This is a genomic window from Methylobacterium nigriterrae (assembly GCF_037106235.1).
Classification (GTDB): domain Bacteria; phylum Pseudomonadota; class Alphaproteobacteria; order Rhizobiales; family Beijerinckiaceae; genus Methylobacterium; species Methylobacterium nigriterrae.
Genome location: NZ_JBAWTG010000039.1, coordinates 38,346 through 52,406, shown reverse-complemented (window position 1 = coordinate 52,406; position 14,061 = coordinate 38,346). Strand labels below are relative to the sequence as shown.

Genomic DNA, 14,061 nt, shown 5'->3' with positions numbered 1-14,061 from the left:
GCGGGCGCAGGCCGAGCGCCTCGCCGAGGCCGGCCTGACCTCCTACAACCACAACCTCGATACCGGTCCCGACTTCTACGGCGACATCATCTCGACGCGGACCTACGAGGATCGCCTGGCGACGCTCGCCAACGTGCGCGAGGCCGGGATCGGCGTCTGCTGCGGCGGCATCGTCGGCATGGGCGAGGGCGTGAAGGACCGCGCCGCGATGCTGCAGGTGCTCGCCAACCACGCGCCTCATCCGGAGAGCGTGCCGATCAACGCCCTCGTGGCCGTCGCGGGCACGCCGCTCGAGGACCAGCCGCCGGTCGATCCCCTCGACCTCGTGCGCATGTGCGCCACCGCCCGGATCGTGATGCCGCGCGCGCGTGTGCGCCTCAGCGCCGGCCGCAGGGGCCTGACCCGCGAGGCGCAGATCCTGTGCTTCCTGGCCGGCGCGAACTCGATCTTCTACGGCGAGCGCCTGCTCACCACGGCCAACAACGAGACCGATTCCGACGCCGCCCTCTTGCGCGACATCGGCATCACGGTCCCGGCCCTGACGCTCGCCGCCGCCGAGTGAGGATCCGCGGCTCGCGGCCGCAATCCGAGGCGTCGCACCCGTCCTGAGCGACGCCTCGGGGGGTCGGGCCGGGCCTGACACCCGCAGGTCGGACGTCCGCGCCTCCCGTTCGGTGACAGGTGCTGGCTCGGCCGGCCCGGCCGCCGCCTCACTGGGCCGCGACGAGGGCCGGCGACGGCATCGGTCCTGTGCTCGGCCCCGTCCGCGGACCGAGGGCCGCCCTTCGGGCGTCGAGGGCGTGCCTTGCATGGGCGAGCGCCGTCGAGAACGCCGCCAGCCGCTCGGCGCCGACAGCCCCGCCCTGCCGTCCGAGCACGGATGAAGCGATCGCCTGGGTCTCGTGCTCGAGAGACTCGAAGGCCGACCGCTCGGCTCCGGGCGCCTCATCCGCGATCTCGACGAGCCTCCTGATCGGCCGCCAATCCTCGTCCGACCGCCGCCGGTTCCAGTAGCTCGAAGCCAGGGCGAACACGGATCCGGCGACGCTGATGCCGATGCCGATGACGTAGAAATATCTCTGGAACTGGTCGAGGAAACTCTGGTCGCCGCCGCTGAGATAGGCTGCCACGCCAGGATGAATCGGGAGAATGGGGCTCTTGTCGTCGGGATCGGGGGCCTCGATCTGGTTGGCGAGCGGGGTCGCGGCCATGAGCTTGGCCTTCGTGGTCAGGATCGAGCGCGCGATGGCTCCGGCCACGACGTCGCTCATCAGCTCCGAGGCGGCGAAGCGATAGGTGACCGCGAGCGTCGTGACCGTGTCGCTGGGCGTGGCCGGCCGGGCCCGGAACGCGCCGACAGGGACGTCGACGGACTCGAATCCGGGAAAGCGCTTGGCAATGGTCTCCGCCTCGTCGAGGGCCAGGATGCCGGGGGTACCCTTCGTCGCGCGCGCGACGGCGGCGACGACATCGACCACCTCGCCGGGCGCCATCGGACCGACGGCGAACACGGCCGCGACCTTCTTCTGCTGCACGGCCTGCCCGAGTTCCGCCACGGGCAGGATGACACGGCCCACGTCCTTTGCGGGGATGTCGAAGAAGCTCAGGAGCGTGTCGAGCGCCTGGACATTGTTGGCCTGCACCGGGCCTGCCGCGATCCCGACGGTCTTGCCCGACAGGCCCGCGACGGAACTGATCTTGCTGTGGGGAGGCAGCACGAAGGCCACGACGTCCCGGCGCAGGATCACGATGGTCTGCCCGTTTGCCGGCGCCGCCGCGTCGCTGCGCACGATGGCCAGGTCCGTCCGGCCGTCCTCCAGGGCCTTGGCGCTCGCAGCGAGGTCCGGAACCGGCACGAGCTCCAGGTGAACGCGGGGGTGCTGGATGGCCGCTACGGACACGAAGGCGGCCATGAAACGCTGTGCAGCACCGCCCTGCGGGCCGGTGGTCACGCGCAGATTGGCGTGCGGCGACCAGAAGTGAGCCAGCGCGAACCCGCCAGCGGCGAGGAGCAGCCCCCCGACCACGATGAGGAGGCGCCCCCAAGGCCTGCGCCGCGGTGGGCGGAGAACGGGACGCTCCGGGCGACCCGCCTCGGGGCCGGCACCTGTGGGATCGGTGTCTTGCAACATCGCTGCGCTCCCGGCGCTTCGGCCGCCATGATGCTCCTGCCCCTCCGGGCCGCCGCCGGCTCGCTCGCGAAGGGATCGTCCGGTCCGGGCGGGCTGCCCCGGACGAGCCGCCCGTCAGCAATCGTCGCAGACGCCGTCGTGCGTCCGGAGCTTCTGATCGATGCGGCGGTCCCGCCGATCCATCTGCCGGATCTGGTCCTGCTGGCTGCCTCGCTGCCCGCCCTCGCTCACGTCGAGCGGGGGCGTCGTGATCGAGTCCCGCTCCATGCGGTTGATCTGCGCGTCGGTCGGGATCTTGACCGTGCCCTGAGCGATGCGATCGCCCGGATCCGCCTGCGCGCCTTCTCCCAAGGTCCCAGAAAGACGGGCCGTGGTCACCACGGCGGCGCATGCCCATGTGCTCGCCATCTCCGCCTCCTGAGTCAGAGTCGAACGACCGGAGATCTTGCACCTTAGGCCCGCTTCGCACCTTTTACTTGGCCAAAGTGGATGAACGTCGGAAAGGAACGTTTCTCCCGCGAGCGGCGCCGGTCGGCCGGCCCGTCCGCGGCGATCCGGCCGCCTGCCGAGCCGTTCGTGCCCGAAGGCGCCGGACGCCGCGAGTGACGGTCCCGTGGCGCCCATTGGCGCCCGGGCCGCACCGGCGCCCGACCTCGACCTCGACCTCTACCCGGCCGGCGTCCAGTCCGGCACGGTGATCCGGAAGCAGGCTCCGGGCGCGTCGTCGTCGAGGCACAGCGTCCCGCCGTTGAGCTCGATCAGCTCCGCCGCGATGGCGAGGCCGAGGCCGGTGCCGCCCGCCCGCATCGAGCCCTGGAACGGCGCGAAGAGATGGTTCTTGGCGCGCTCGGGCAGGCCGGGCCCGTTATCCGACACCAGGATCGTCACGGCTCCCGAGCCGATGCCGCCCCGACGGCTCGCCGAGATCAGGACCGACGGCTCGTCGCCCCCCGCGCCCGCGGCGTCGAGGGCCTGGACCGCGTTGCGTACGAGGTTAGTGAGAGCGCGCGAGAGCTGCTCGGGATCGGCGCAGATCTGCAGGCCGGAGGGCACCCGCTCGCGGATGACCACCCGCGACCCGTTCGAGAGGCCGGCGAGGTCCGGCAGGTCGGCGAGGATCGGCGCGAGCAGCGTGAGGCGGCGCTGCGGGTGGCGCTCGGTGGCCCGGCCGTAGGCGAGGGTCGCCTCGCAGAATCGGATCGCGCGCCCCAGCGTCGCGACGAGCCTGGGCGCGACGCGCTGCACGGTCAGGTCTGCGGCGCCCTCGAGCCGATCGCCGAGGAGTTGCGCCGTCGTCAGCAGGTTGCGCAACTCGTGGTTGATCTTGCTCACGGCGAGGCCAAGCTCGGCCAGGCGGCGCTTCTCGCGCAGCTCGCCCGCCAGCGCCCGCTCCATCCGGGCGAGCGCGGTCTCGGCGTGGCCGATCTCGTCCGTCCGGCGGCTCGGCGCGATGATCCGGTCGAGGCTCTCGGGGTCGTCGGCGAATTCGGTGATGTTGTGCGCGAGCCGGCGCACCGGCTCGACGATCACGCGCTGGAGCACGATGAAGACGAGGCCGGCCGCGGCCGCCGCGATGATCAGCGAGGACAGGAGCAGCCGGATCGAGAAGTCGATGATGGCGGTGCGCAGCGGCGCCTCGTCGAGCAGGATCTCCACGAGGTCGAAACCATCCCGGCCGTGGCCGACCACCCGGATCGGCTCGTCCGTCGGCGCCACCAGGGTGCGCCAGGAGCCCCGGATCGAGTCCCACCAATCGTCGCGGCGCAGGTCGACCATGTCGGCGACCTCGTCGGGCACCGACTCGACGGCGAGCAGGCGGCGGGCGCCGTTGCTCCGGACCGCGATGGCGTGCGCGCCCACTCCGGCGAGCAGGCGGCGCGCGAGCTCGTCCGAGACCGCCTGGCCCGGCGTCGCGTCGAGCACCACCGCCGCCACCTGCGCCGCGGCGATGCGGTCGGAGAGCCACATCAGACGGTAATTGGCCACCGCCGGCACGTAGATCAGGATCTCGGCCACCGCCACGAAGGCGACCGTGATGAGGAACAGGCGCCCGGAGAGGCCGAGATGGCGCCCGAGCCCCAACGCGCGCTCCCGGGTCGGCATGGCCACGCCCGCGGCCTCGATCGCCGCCGCCTCGGTCTCGGAACGCGAACTCACTCCCATTGTGCCCCTGCGGGTCTCGTCCGCCCCCGCGATGCGCCCGTCCCGAGGCTGGTCCGGGCGCGGCAGCCGGCGGGACGGTGATCGCGGCGCGACCAGTCATGACAAGATGTCAGATCAACCAATGTCCCTCGTTACGCGGCGCATTGTCCGCCGTCGAGAGGCGGCATGTGCTGAGCCACAGCAGAGCAAGATCTTGGCGTTATGTTGTCGGATTACTCTGGTTGATCCGCCGCAAGAATGCATGCCCAGGTAGCAGTAAATTCCGGATGCAATCTCCGGATCTCGGCGCGCCACGCAGCAGCGGCCGATGACCCGCGGACTGTGCGGCGGCCGGGTTCAGGATCCCTCGGGCAGCGTGGGGAGGAAGCGCCGCCGCAGGGCGACCGAGAGCAGCGCGAAGGCCGCGAGCGCCGCGAGCCCCGCGACCAGCGTCGGCGAGACGAGGCCGCGCAGGCTGATCGCGTCGTCGCAGCCGGTGCCGGACGCGGCGAGGCAGGCCGCCTTGGCCTGCTCGTGGGCGGCGACCACGTCCTCGATCCCGGCGCCTGTGGCGGCATACACGAAGGCGCCGGGCAGGAGGCCGAGGAACGTGGCGAGGACGAAGGTGCGCAGGCGGACCCCGAAGGCCGCGGGCGCTAGATTCGTCATCCAGAAGGGGAAGATCGGGAGGAGGCGCAGGAAGGCGATGTAGCCGAAGGCGTCGCGGCGGAAGCCCTCCGCGAGCCGGCCAAGGCGCGGCCCGGCCCGGCGGCGCAGGAGGTCGCCGGCGGGCCCGCGCCCGATCGAGAAGACGAGGGCCGCGCCGGTCGTGGCCGAGGCGACGGCGAGCAGCGCGCCCGTGACGATCCCGAACAGGAAACCGCAGATCATGGTCAGCACCAACGAGGCCGGCACGGACAGGACCACCGCGCAGACGTAGACGAGGCCCGCGACCGCGATCGCTCGGCTGCGATCCGCCTCGACGAAGCCCTGGAGCCAGGCCCGCGAGGCGAGCAGGTTGTCGAGGCTGAGGAGGTGGTAGGCACCCGAGGCCAGGAGCGCCAGGGAGGCGAGCGCCAGCAGTCCGAGGGGCAGCCAGCGCAGGGCCTCCCGGGACGGGCGCACGCTCAGCCGCGCTTGCGCATGCGCAGGATCTTGAAGAATCCGCCCGGGAAGGTCGGATGGACGCCGATGAACTCGACGCCGTTCGCCCGCGCCCAGGCCTCAATCCGCGTGGACTTGAAATCGGACGACCAGCCGATCTTCGTGCAGAGCGGCGCCACGATCTCCTCGACGCGGGCGACCGCCCCCTCGGTCTGGCCGAAATGGTTGGCGAGCACGATCTCGCCGCCGGGGCGCACCACCCGCAGGAATTCGGAGAGCGCGGCCTCGGGATCGGGCACCAGGGTGATGAGGAACTGCGCCACGACCGCGTCGAAGCTGGAATCGGCGTAGCCGAGGCGGCAGACATCCATCACCTGCAGGCCGCGCACATGGCCGAGACCGCGGCGCGAGACCTTGCTGCGGGCGCGCCGCAGCATGTCCTCCGAGAGATCGACGCCGCAGACGAAGCTGCCGCCCGGGTAGTAGCCGAGCGACAGGCCGGTTCCGACGCCGGCCTCCAGGATGCGCGGCCCGCACGCCACCGCCGCCCGCACCGCCGCGCGGGCTGCGGGCTCGGTCAGCTTGTCGTAGACGACGTCGTAGACCGGCGCCCAGCGGGCATAGGCCTTGCGCATCAGGGCGGTGCTCGGCCCGGCCACCCGCGGCTCGCTCAGCATGTCGTTCTCGATTCCGTTCGCTGGGATGGATCCTCAGGCCGCGCGCGCGGCGGCCGGCTGCAACGCGTCGACGCGGCGGATGGTGCCGCCGCCGAGGACGCGCGCCCGGGCGCCGTCGTCGGCGTAGATGACGCAGGCTTGCCCCGGCGAGACGCCGTCCTCCGGCGTCGCGAGCGTGACCTCGGCATGACTGGCGGCCGCATCGTAGCTGAGACGGGCCGGCCGCGGCTCGCGGGTCGAGCGCACGCGCACGGCGACAGGCATCCCGGCCAGCTCCGCGAGGTCGCCCTCGCCGAGCCAGTTCACTTCGGCGAGGCGGACGCGGCTCGTGGCGAGCGCCGCCCGGGGACCGACCACGACGCGGGCCGTGTCCGGCTCGAGCCGCACCACGTAGAGCGGCTCGCCCACCGCGAGGCGCAGGCCGCGGCGCTGGCCCACCGTGTAGTGGATGATGCCCTCGTGGCTGCCGAGGCGGCGTCCGTCGAGGTCGACGATGTCGCCCGGCCGCGCCGCGTCCGGGCGCAGCCGCGCGATCACGTCGGCGTAGCGCCCCTGCGGCACGAAGCAGATGTCCTGGCTGTCGGGCTTCTCGGCGACCGACAGGCCGAGCTCGCGCGCGAGGCGGCGCGTCTCGTCCTTGGGCAATTCGCCCAAGGGGAAGCGCAGGAAGTCGAGCTGCTCGGGCGTCGTGGCGTAGAGGAAGTAGCTCTGGTCGCGGGCCGGATCGAGGGCGCGGTAGAGGGCACGCCGGCCCACGCCCGGCGCGACCGGACGGCTCGCGACGTAGTGGCCGGTGGCGAGCGCGTCGGCGTTCAGGTCCCGGGCGGTCGCCAGCAGGTCGCGGAACTTGATCGAGCGGTTGCACTCGACGCACGGGATCGGCGTCTCGCCCGCCAGATAGCTGTCGGCAAAGCGGTCAATCACGGAATCGCGGAAGCGGTCCTCGTAGTCGAGCACGTAATGCGGGATGCCGAGGCGCTCGGCGACGCGGCGGGCGTCGTGGATGTCCTGGCCCGCGCAGCAGGCGCCCTTGCGATGGGTCGCGGCGCCGTGGTCGTAGAGCTGCAGGGTGATGCCGACGACGTCGTAGCCCTGGCGCTTGAGGAGCCCCGCCACCACGGAGGAATCGACGCCGCCCGACATGGCGACGACGACGCGCGTCTCGTGAGGGGGCTTCGGAAGATCGAGCGAGTTCATCGGATCAGGGGTTTCGGGCCACCGGACGCCGACATTCGGCCGCAGCGATCCGTCTATAGTGATTGTCGGCGCCGAGTTCCAGGGAGGCGGCGGTCGGGGCCGTCCCCGGCAATTCCTGCCGGCCGGGCGGCAGCTTCGGCCCCGGCGCTGGCGGCCCTCGGATCGCCGCGCCCGGAATCGCTTAGTCCGATCAAGCTGTTAGGGAAGTGCCGTGCTGGCCCGCCGCTTGCTGACGCCTTGACGGCAGAGGAGCAGGTCGATGGCGGTGGCGGGCACGGATCTCGCGGAACTGTTCGTGCGGCGCGCGGGCCCGACGGCTCAGCGCGACAATGCGGCTGCCCGTGCCGCGCCGCAGCGCCCGCGCTTCAGCCTCGACCAGGACGCGCGGATACCGGCTGCCCGCCGGCAGGCCGAGCCGCCGGCTTCCCGCACGACGGAGCGCGCCGAGCGTCAGGAGCGCGCCGCGGCGGAGCGGCCGAGCGAGGCGGCGCAGCAGGGCGAGCGGGGCCGGACGGCGCCGGCCCGGACCGACGGCCAGGACCGCGCCCGCAGCGCCGAGCGACCCGACGCCGCGCCCGGACGGCGCCCCGCGGATCCGCAGGCCGGGGCCGCCGGGAAGGGCGCGCCCGAGCAGGCCCAGCCGAGGCCGGCCGGGGAATCGGATCCGCACCAGGCCGAGACCAGGACGGAAGCGGCCGGCCGGGCGACCGCGACGGCATGGGCCGCCGAGGCGGTGCGCGCGGACGGCGAGACATCCGATAGCGAGACGTCCGACGGCGAGGCCAGCGGCGACGAGGCCGGCGACGGGGCGCCGGCCGATGCGGGCCTGCTCGGCCTCCTCGCGAGCCTGTCGCTCGGCGCGCCCGCCAACGCTGCAACCGCCAAGGCCGCCTCCGGCGCGGGGCCGGGCCCGGACCAAGGTTCGGCCACCGGCCAAGGCTCAGCCACCGGCCCCGGCAGGGGCGGTGCGCCGGAGGCCGCATCCGCGCAGGCGGGTGTTCAAGGCGCGGCAAGCCAGGGCGCTGAGAGCCAGGGCGCGGCAAGCCAGATCCCGGCGCCCGGCAAGGCCGGCGACGGGGCGGCGAGCGCGGCCGATCAGACCCTCGCCTCCGGCACCAGGCGCGCCGGCGAATCCGGCGATCCCGTCCCGGCCTCCGTCGACGGCGCCCGAACCGAATTCAAGGCGGAACTCGCCGCGGCCCTCGGCGGCACCCCCGCGGCGCCCGCGCCCGAGGCGCACGGCGCGAAGGGGCTCGGCCAGGCACCGACTGCCGCTCCCGCCCGCGCCGCCGCCGAGACGGCGACGCCCCAGGCCGCCCAGGCCCCGGTGCCAATCGGGCAGGTTCCTCTGACGATCGGCCTGCGCTCACTCGGCGGCTCCAGCCAGTTCGAGATCCGCCTCGATCCGGGCGAACTCGGGCGCATCGACGTCAAGCTCGACATCGACAAGGAGCGCGGCACGGTGATGACCCACCTCGTCGTCGAGCGCGTCGAGACCCTCGCGATGCTCCAGCGCGACGCCAACAGCCTCCAGCAGGCCCTGACGCAGGCGGGCCTCGACCCGAGCGAGGGCGGCATCAACCTGTCGCTGCGCGGCGATGGCGCGGGCGGGGGCGGTGCCGGCGAGCGCGAGAGCCAGCCCCGCGGCGGCCCAGCGCATTTCACCGAGGCGAGCGAGCCGCGCGGCATCGAGGCCGCGCCGCTGCGCAGCCTCCGCGGCCTCACCAGCCTCGACATCCGCATCTGAGGGAGAGATCACGATGGCATCGGGCATCAGCGCCCTGGCGAGCACGGCGGGCACGACCGCGACCGGCACGGGCACGAATTCGCAGGAGATCGCTGGCAACTTCCAGCAGTTCCTGACGCTGCTCACCACGCAGCTCAAGAACCAGAATCCGCTCGATCCGATGGACACCAACCAGTTCACCCAGCAGCTGGTGCAGTTCGCTCAGGTCGAGCAGCAGCTCAAGAGCAACGACCGGCTGGACTCCATCCTGTCGAGCGCGAAATCCGCGAGCTCGGCCTCGGCCACGAGCTTCATCGGCCAGACGGTCACGGCGGATGGGAAGTCGGCCCAGCTCCAGGACGGCTCGGCGACCTGGAACCTCAACCCGGCCCGCGCCGCCGCCAAGGCGACGATCACCATCACGGATTCGAAGGGCAACGTGGTGGGGACGCAGACGAAGTCGCTCAGCGCGGGCGCTCAGACCTTCACCTGGGACGGGCGCAACTCCGCCGGCCTCACCTCGCCGGACGGGCAATACACGATCACGGTCAACGCGGCGGACACCACGGGTCAGACGGTGAGCGTCGATCTCTCGGTCAACGGCAAGGTCGACGGGGTCGATCTGAGCGGTACCGAACCGGTCCTCGAGATCGGGACCTCGCGCGTGCCGGTGTCGAGCGTGCGCTCCATCGGCGGCGGGTTGTCCACATAGCGTAGGGAAACGAATCAGATCCGATCGAACCGCTTCAAGATATTTTAAGCGGGCGCAACTAGCTTCGATCCTCGACAGGTCAGTCGAGTGTAGAGCGTATCATGACCGAACCGCACCGCCCGAGAGTCAAGTACGTGATCGGGCCCGATGGAAGCCCTCTGACGATCGCCGATCTTCCGCCCACGACCACCCGTCGCTGGGTGATCCGCCGCAAGGCCGAGGTGGTGGCCGCCGTGAGGGGCGGCCTCCTGAGCCTCGAGGAAGCCTGCCAGCGCTACACCCTCACCACCGAGGAATTTCTGAGCTGGCAGTTCTCCATCGACCAGCACGGCCTCGCGGGGCTGCGCACGACGCGCATCCAGCATTACCGCCACTAAGGAAGCCCGGGCGGCGCCCGAGCGAAGCCGAAATCCGCGTTGCCACGCGATCCAACGGATTTCGAATGGGACTTATCCACATGGCCCGGCGCCCGTCCGCGGACGCCGCCGCGCTGCGAGAGCCGCGCCCGGGTACCCGGGCGCGGCTCTCGCGCGTTCGGGACCGCACCTCCAGCGCGCCGCCGGATCGATCCGTTAACCGCCCGCTAACCACGCCGCAGGCAAATTTTGCCGAGCGGGTGCCGGCCGTCGGTCGCGCGCCGAGGGGTGGGTGCGTCGCGTCGTGAAGCCGGTTCTCGATCTCGTGACGAAGCTGGGACCGGCGCGCCTCGCGGCCATGGCTGCGGTGACGCTGACCCTGATCGGCTTCTTCGCCTTCGTCATCCTGCGGGTGTCGCGCCCCGACATGGGCGTGCTGTTCGCCGACCTCTCGATGCAGGATTCGAGCGCGGTGATCCGCGACCTCGACGCCCGCGGCATCCGCTACGAGACCCGGGGCGACGCCGGCCAGACCGTCCTGGCGCCGCGAGGCGACCTCGCGCGCCTGCGCATGGACCTCGCCGGCAAGGGCCTGCCCTCGCAAGGAGGCGTCGGCTACGAGATCTTCGACAAGGGCGACGCCTTCTCGTCGACCAACTTCGTCCAGAACGTGAACCACCTGCGGGCACTCGAGGGGGAGCTCGCCCGCTCGATCCGCTCGATCGGCCGGGTCCAGGCGGCGCGCGTCCACCTCGTCCTGCCCGAGCGCCGCCTGTTCGAGCGCGACCGCGAGGCGCCGAGCGCCGCGATCGTGCTGAAGCTGATGGGCGACCTCGACGCCGGCCAGGTCCGAGCCGTCCGCCACCTCGCGGCCTCGGCGGTCGAGGGTCTCAAGCCCGAGCGGGTCTCGATCGTCGACGAGCGCGGCCGGCTCCTCGCCGACGGCGCCAGGGGGGCGGACGCCCAGGGCGCGGCCGATCTCGACGAGAAGCAGTCGGGCCTGGAGCGCCGCCTGCGCCAGCAGATCGAGGAGATCGTGGCCGGCATCGTCGGACAGGGCCGCGCCCGCGTCCAGGTCAGCGCCGAACTCGACATGAACCGCATCGAGAGCCGTTCGGAGACTTTCGACCCGGAGAGCCGGGTGGTGCGCTCGAGCCAGACCCGCAACGAGACCTCGCTGACGGGCGGTGCCGAGGGCGCGGTCAGCGTCGGCAACGAGCTTCCGGGCGCCAACCAGCAGGACAAGCCGCCGACGCAGAAGGATTCCGCGAACAAGAACGAGGAGACCACCAATTACGAGATCTCCCGCGTGACGAAGACCGAGATCGCCGAGGGCGGGCGCATCAAGCGCCTCTCGGTGGCGGTCGCACTCGACGGCTCCTACGCGCCGGGTCCGGACGGCAAGCCGGTCTACCAGGCGCGGCCCGCGGCCGAGGTCGAGCGCATCGCGGCACTGGTGCGCACGGCGGTCGGCTTCGACAAGGCGCGCGGCGATCAGGTCGAGGTCGTCAACCTGCGCTTCGCCGAGGCGCCGGTCGTGCCGGAATTCGCCGAGCCGGGCCTGATCCAATCGCTCATCGCGCCGAGCAAGGAGGACATCCTGCGCATGGTCGAGCTCGCGGTGCTCTCGCTCCTGACGATCATCGTCCTGATGGTCGTCGTGCGCCCGCTGGTGCGCCGCGTCCTGACGGCCGATCCCGTGCCGGCGGCGTTTCTGGCCGGCCCGGTTCTGGCAGGCGTCGAGGGGTCGGCGAGCGAGATGGCGCTGGCGCCGCGGGAGAACACGACGGCGCGTCTCGTCGAGTTCGCCAAGATCAACGGGCAGGTCCAGGCGGAGACGGTGCAGCGGGTCGTCGACATGGTGCGGGCGAGCCCGACCGAGACGGTCGAGGTGCTGCGCAACTGGATCCAAGAGAACTGAGGGTCGGTCCTGGCGGCAGGATCGCGTGAGGGCGTTCAGGGAGTAGCGGGCGATGGCATCGGGCATGAACATAGCGAGGGCGGTCGAGAATATCGGCTCGTCCGCCTTCGCCACGATGCCGGGCCCTCAGCGGGCCGCCGCGCTCCTGCTCCTGCTCGGCGAGACCGAGGGTGCCCCGATCTGGCAGCTTCTGGAAGAGGAGGAGATCAAGAAGGTCTCGCACGCGATGGTGCAGCTCGGCTCGCTCGAGGCCGAGGTGGTCGAGAAGCTCATCATCGACTTCGTGTCGCGCCTGTCCTCGGGCGGCGGCATCACCTCGAACTTCGAGCGCACCGAGTCGCTCCTCCTCAAGATCTTCCCGACCGAGCAGGTCTCGGCGATCATGGCGGAGATCAAGGGCGCGAGCGGCAAGCGGGTCTGGGCCAGCATCGCCCAGATCGATCCCGAGATCCTCGCCTCCTTCCTGCGCAACGAGTACCCGCAGACGGTGGCCGTCGTGCTCTCGAAGGTGCGCTCCGACTACGCCGCCAAGGTGCTCACCATCCTGCCCGAGGAATTCGCCATCGACGTCCTCAACCGGATGCTGCGCATGGAGACGGTGCAGAAGGAGGCGCTGCGCCACATCGAGGAGACGCTGCGGGTCGAGTTCGTCTCGACGATCTCGCAGGCGACGCGCCGCGACGCGCACGAATTGATGGCGGACGTGTTCAACGCCTTCGACCGCCAGACCGAAGGCCGCTTCCTCGCCGCCCTCGACCAGGCCAACCGCGGCTCGGCCAAGCGCATCCGCGAGCTGATGTTCACCTTCGAGGATCTGCTCAAGCTCGATCCGGGCTCCGTGCAGACGCTGATGCGCAAGATCGACAACGACACCCTCTGCCGCGCCCTGAAGGGCGCCGACGAGCGGGTTCGCGGCTTCTTCATGAGCCAGATGTCGACCCGCGCCGCCAAGAACCTCACGGACGAGATGGGCTCGATCGGGCCGATTCGCCTGAAGGAGGTCGACGAGGCGCAGGCCAAGATGACCGAGCTCGCCAAGGACCTCGCCGAGAAGGGTGAGATCATGATCGCCAAGAACAGCGCCGAGGAGGAGCTGGTCTATTGAGCGCCGCATCCTCCACCAAGCCCTTCCTGTTCGACACGGATTTCCGGCGCCCCAGGGCGAGCCAGGGCAGCGCCGAGGCCACGGCCGCCCTGGCGGAAGCCGTCGCGCAGGCCCATGCCCGCGGCCTGCAGGAGGGCCGCGCCCAGGCCGAGGCGCAGGTGCAGGGGCGCCTCGCCGACGCGCTCACGCGCCTCAGCCTCGCGGCGGCCGGCCTCCTCCAGCAGAGCGACGCGCGCGAGGCGGAGCGCGAGAGCCAGGCCCTCGACGTCGCGGTGCTGCTCGCCCGCCGCATCGCGGGCGAGGCGCTCGACGCGCAGCCCCTCGCCGCCATCGGCGAGGCGGCGCGCTCGGCCCTGCAGCACCTGCGCGGCGTGCCCCACCTCGTCGTGCGCGTGCACGACAGCCTCGTGGAGGAGGCCGAGGCCCTGATGAAGGGCCTCGCCCGCGAGCGCGGCTACGAGGGCCGCCTCGTCGTCCTCGGCGAGCCCGACCTCCATCCGGGCGATGCCCGAATCGAGTGGGCGGATGGCGGCGTCGTGCGCGACCGCGCCCGCATCGAGGCGGCCGTGCTCGACGCCCTCGGCCTCGATCCCGCCGCAGCCTGACCCCGACCGTTCCCGAACAGCCGCCCCGAAGAGCCCGCGATGTCCGACGATTTCAGCCTGCCCCAGCTCAGCGAGACGGAGGCCGCCTTCGAGGGCCTCGATTCGATCCGCGACGCGCCGACGAGCCCCAAGAGCGCCTCCGACCTCGAGCAGGTCTTCGACGTGCCGGTGGTGGTCTCGGCGGTGCTGGGCTCCTCCCGGATGCCGATCGGCGACCTGCTCCGCCTCTCGCCCGGCGCGGTGCTGGAGCTCGACCGCAAGGTCGGCGAGGCGATCGACATCTTCGTCAACAACCGCCTCGTCGCGCGGGGCGAGGTCGTGCTCGTCGAGGACCGGCTCGGCGTCACCATGACCGAGATCGTCAAGGGCGAGCACTGACCCGGG

14 protein-coding genes are annotated in these 14,061 nt (G+C 71.8%); 8 read left to right on the top strand and 6 right to left on the bottom strand.

What is annotated here, in order from left to right:
* Positions 1 to 562: biotin synthase BioB (bioB, locus tag WDW90_RS19810; RefSeq protein ID WP_336489172.1), on the top strand; the 562-nt coding region annotated here is incomplete at its 5' end.
* Positions 563 to 710: 148 nt separating this feature from the next.
* Here bioB and WDW90_RS19805 read toward each other — a convergent pair.
* The 6 genes from WDW90_RS19805 to mnmA all read right to left on the bottom strand — a co-directional run bounded on the left by WDW90_RS19805 (position 711) and on the right by mnmA (position 7,252).
* A complete protein-coding gene (locus WDW90_RS19805) occupies positions 711 to 2,132 on the bottom strand; it encodes a TAXI family TRAP transporter solute-binding subunit (RefSeq protein ID WP_336489171.1) in 1,422 nt (473 codons plus the stop codon).
* A 114-nt stretch (positions 2,133 to 2,246) separates the two neighbouring features.
* Positions 2,247 to 2,540 (bottom strand): hypothetical protein, encoded by a 294-nt coding sequence (locus WDW90_RS19800; protein WP_336489170.1) that lies wholly within the window; start codon positions 2,538 to 2,540, stop codon positions 2,247 to 2,249.
* 258 nt (positions 2,541 to 2,798) lie between these two features.
* On the bottom strand, positions 2,799 to 4,295 hold the full coding sequence (locus WDW90_RS19795) for an ATP-binding protein (protein WP_431311081.1): 1,497 nt from the start codon (positions 4,293 to 4,295) through the stop codon (positions 2,799 to 2,801).
* Between the two features lie 336 nt (positions 4,296 to 4,631).
* Positions 4,632 to 5,399: a TVP38/TMEM64 family protein gene (locus WDW90_RS19790; protein ID WP_336489169.1), complete on the bottom strand. Its 768-nt coding sequence runs from the start codon at positions 5,397 to 5,399 to the stop codon at positions 4,632 to 4,634.
* 2 nt (positions 5,400 to 5,401) lie between these two features.
* Positions 5,402 to 6,055, bottom strand: a complete 654-nt coding sequence (locus tag WDW90_RS19785) for a class I SAM-dependent methyltransferase (protein ID WP_336489168.1) — start codon at positions 6,053 to 6,055, stop codon at positions 5,402 to 5,404.
* Positions 6,056 to 6,088: 33 nt separating this feature from the next.
* Positions 6,089 to 7,252: a tRNA 2-thiouridine(34) synthase MnmA gene (gene mnmA / locus WDW90_RS19780; protein WP_336489167.1), complete on the bottom strand. Its 1,164-nt coding sequence runs from the start codon at positions 7,250 to 7,252 to the stop codon at positions 6,089 to 6,091.
* Positions 7,253 to 7,511: 259 nt separating this feature from the next.
* Between mnmA and WDW90_RS19775 the strand changes: the two genes are divergently transcribed.
* The 7 genes from WDW90_RS19775 to fliN all read left to right on the top strand — a co-directional run bounded on the left by WDW90_RS19775 (position 7,512) and on the right by fliN (position 14,055).
* On the top strand, positions 7,512 to 8,999 hold the full coding sequence (locus WDW90_RS19775) for a flagellar hook-length control protein FliK (RefSeq protein WP_336489166.1): 1,488 nt from the start codon (positions 7,512 to 7,514) through the stop codon (positions 8,997 to 8,999).
* A 13-nt stretch (positions 9,000 to 9,012) separates the two neighbouring features.
* Positions 9,013 to 9,690 carry a flagellar hook assembly protein FlgD gene (locus WDW90_RS19770; RefSeq protein ID WP_336489165.1) on the top strand — a complete coding sequence of 226 codons (678 nt, stop codon included), beginning with the start codon at positions 9,013 to 9,015 and terminating at the stop codon, positions 9,688 to 9,690.
* A 101-nt stretch (positions 9,691 to 9,791) separates the two neighbouring features.
* Positions 9,792 to 10,067 (top strand): CtrA inhibitor SciP, encoded by a 276-nt coding sequence (sciP, locus tag WDW90_RS19765; RefSeq protein WP_055885701.1) that lies wholly within the window; start codon positions 9,792 to 9,794, stop codon positions 10,065 to 10,067.
* A 283-nt stretch (positions 10,068 to 10,350) separates the two neighbouring features.
* On the top strand, positions 10,351 to 11,967 hold the full coding sequence (gene fliF / locus WDW90_RS19760; protein WP_336489176.1) for a flagellar basal-body MS-ring/collar protein FliF: 1,617 nt from the start codon (positions 10,351 to 10,353) through the stop codon (positions 11,965 to 11,967).
* Between the two features lie 52 nt (positions 11,968 to 12,019).
* On the top strand, positions 12,020 to 13,072 hold the full coding sequence (locus tag WDW90_RS19755) for a flagellar motor switch protein FliG (RefSeq protein WP_336489164.1): 1,053 nt from the start codon (positions 12,020 to 12,022) through the stop codon (positions 13,070 to 13,072).
* Positions 13,069 to 13,677 carry a FliH/SctL family protein gene (locus WDW90_RS19750; protein WP_336489163.1) on the top strand — a complete coding sequence of 203 codons (609 nt, stop codon included), beginning with the start codon at positions 13,069 to 13,071 and terminating at the stop codon, positions 13,675 to 13,677. Before WDW90_RS19755 ends, WDW90_RS19750 begins: the two co-directional genes overlap by 4 nt.
* 39 nt (positions 13,678 to 13,716) lie before the next feature.
* Positions 13,717 to 14,055 (top strand): flagellar motor switch protein FliN, encoded by a 339-nt coding sequence (gene fliN / locus WDW90_RS19745; protein ID WP_336489162.1) that lies wholly within the window; start codon positions 13,717 to 13,719, stop codon positions 14,053 to 14,055.
* Positions 14,056 to 14,061: the final 6 nt, after the last annotated feature.

Coding starts and splice junctions, on each gene's coding strand:
- WDW90_RS19805 (WP_336489171.1), bottom strand. CDS start 2,132: ATGTTGCAAGACACCGATCCCACAGGTGCCGGCCCCGAGGCGGGTCGC.
- WDW90_RS19800 (WP_336489170.1), bottom strand. CDS start 2,540: ATGGCGAGCACATGGGCATGCGCCGCCGTGGTGACCACGGCCCGTCTT.
- WDW90_RS19795 (WP_431311081.1), bottom strand. CDS start 4,295: ATGGGAGTGAGTTCGCGTTCCGAGACCGAGGCGGCGGCGATCGAGGCC.
- WDW90_RS19785 (WP_336489168.1), bottom strand. CDS start 6,055: ATGCTGAGCGAGCCGCGGGTGGCCGGGCCGAGCACCGCCCTGATGCGC.
- mnmA (WP_336489167.1), bottom strand. CDS start 7,252: ATGAACTCGCTCGATCTTCCGAAGCCCCCTCACGAGACGCGCGTCGTC.
- WDW90_RS19775 (WP_336489166.1), top strand. CDS start 7,512: ATGGCGGTGGCGGGCACGGATCTCGCGGAACTGTTCGTGCGGCGCGCG.
- WDW90_RS19770 (WP_336489165.1), top strand. CDS start 9,013: ATGGCATCGGGCATCAGCGCCCTGGCGAGCACGGCGGGCACGACCGCG.
- sciP (WP_055885701.1), top strand. CDS start 9,792: ATGACCGAACCGCACCGCCCGAGAGTCAAGTACGTGATCGGGCCCGAT.
- WDW90_RS19755 (WP_336489164.1), top strand. CDS start 12,020: ATGGCATCGGGCATGAACATAGCGAGGGCGGTCGAGAATATCGGCTCG.
- fliN (WP_336489162.1), top strand. CDS start 13,717: ATGTCCGACGATTTCAGCCTGCCCCAGCTCAGCGAGACGGAGGCCGCC.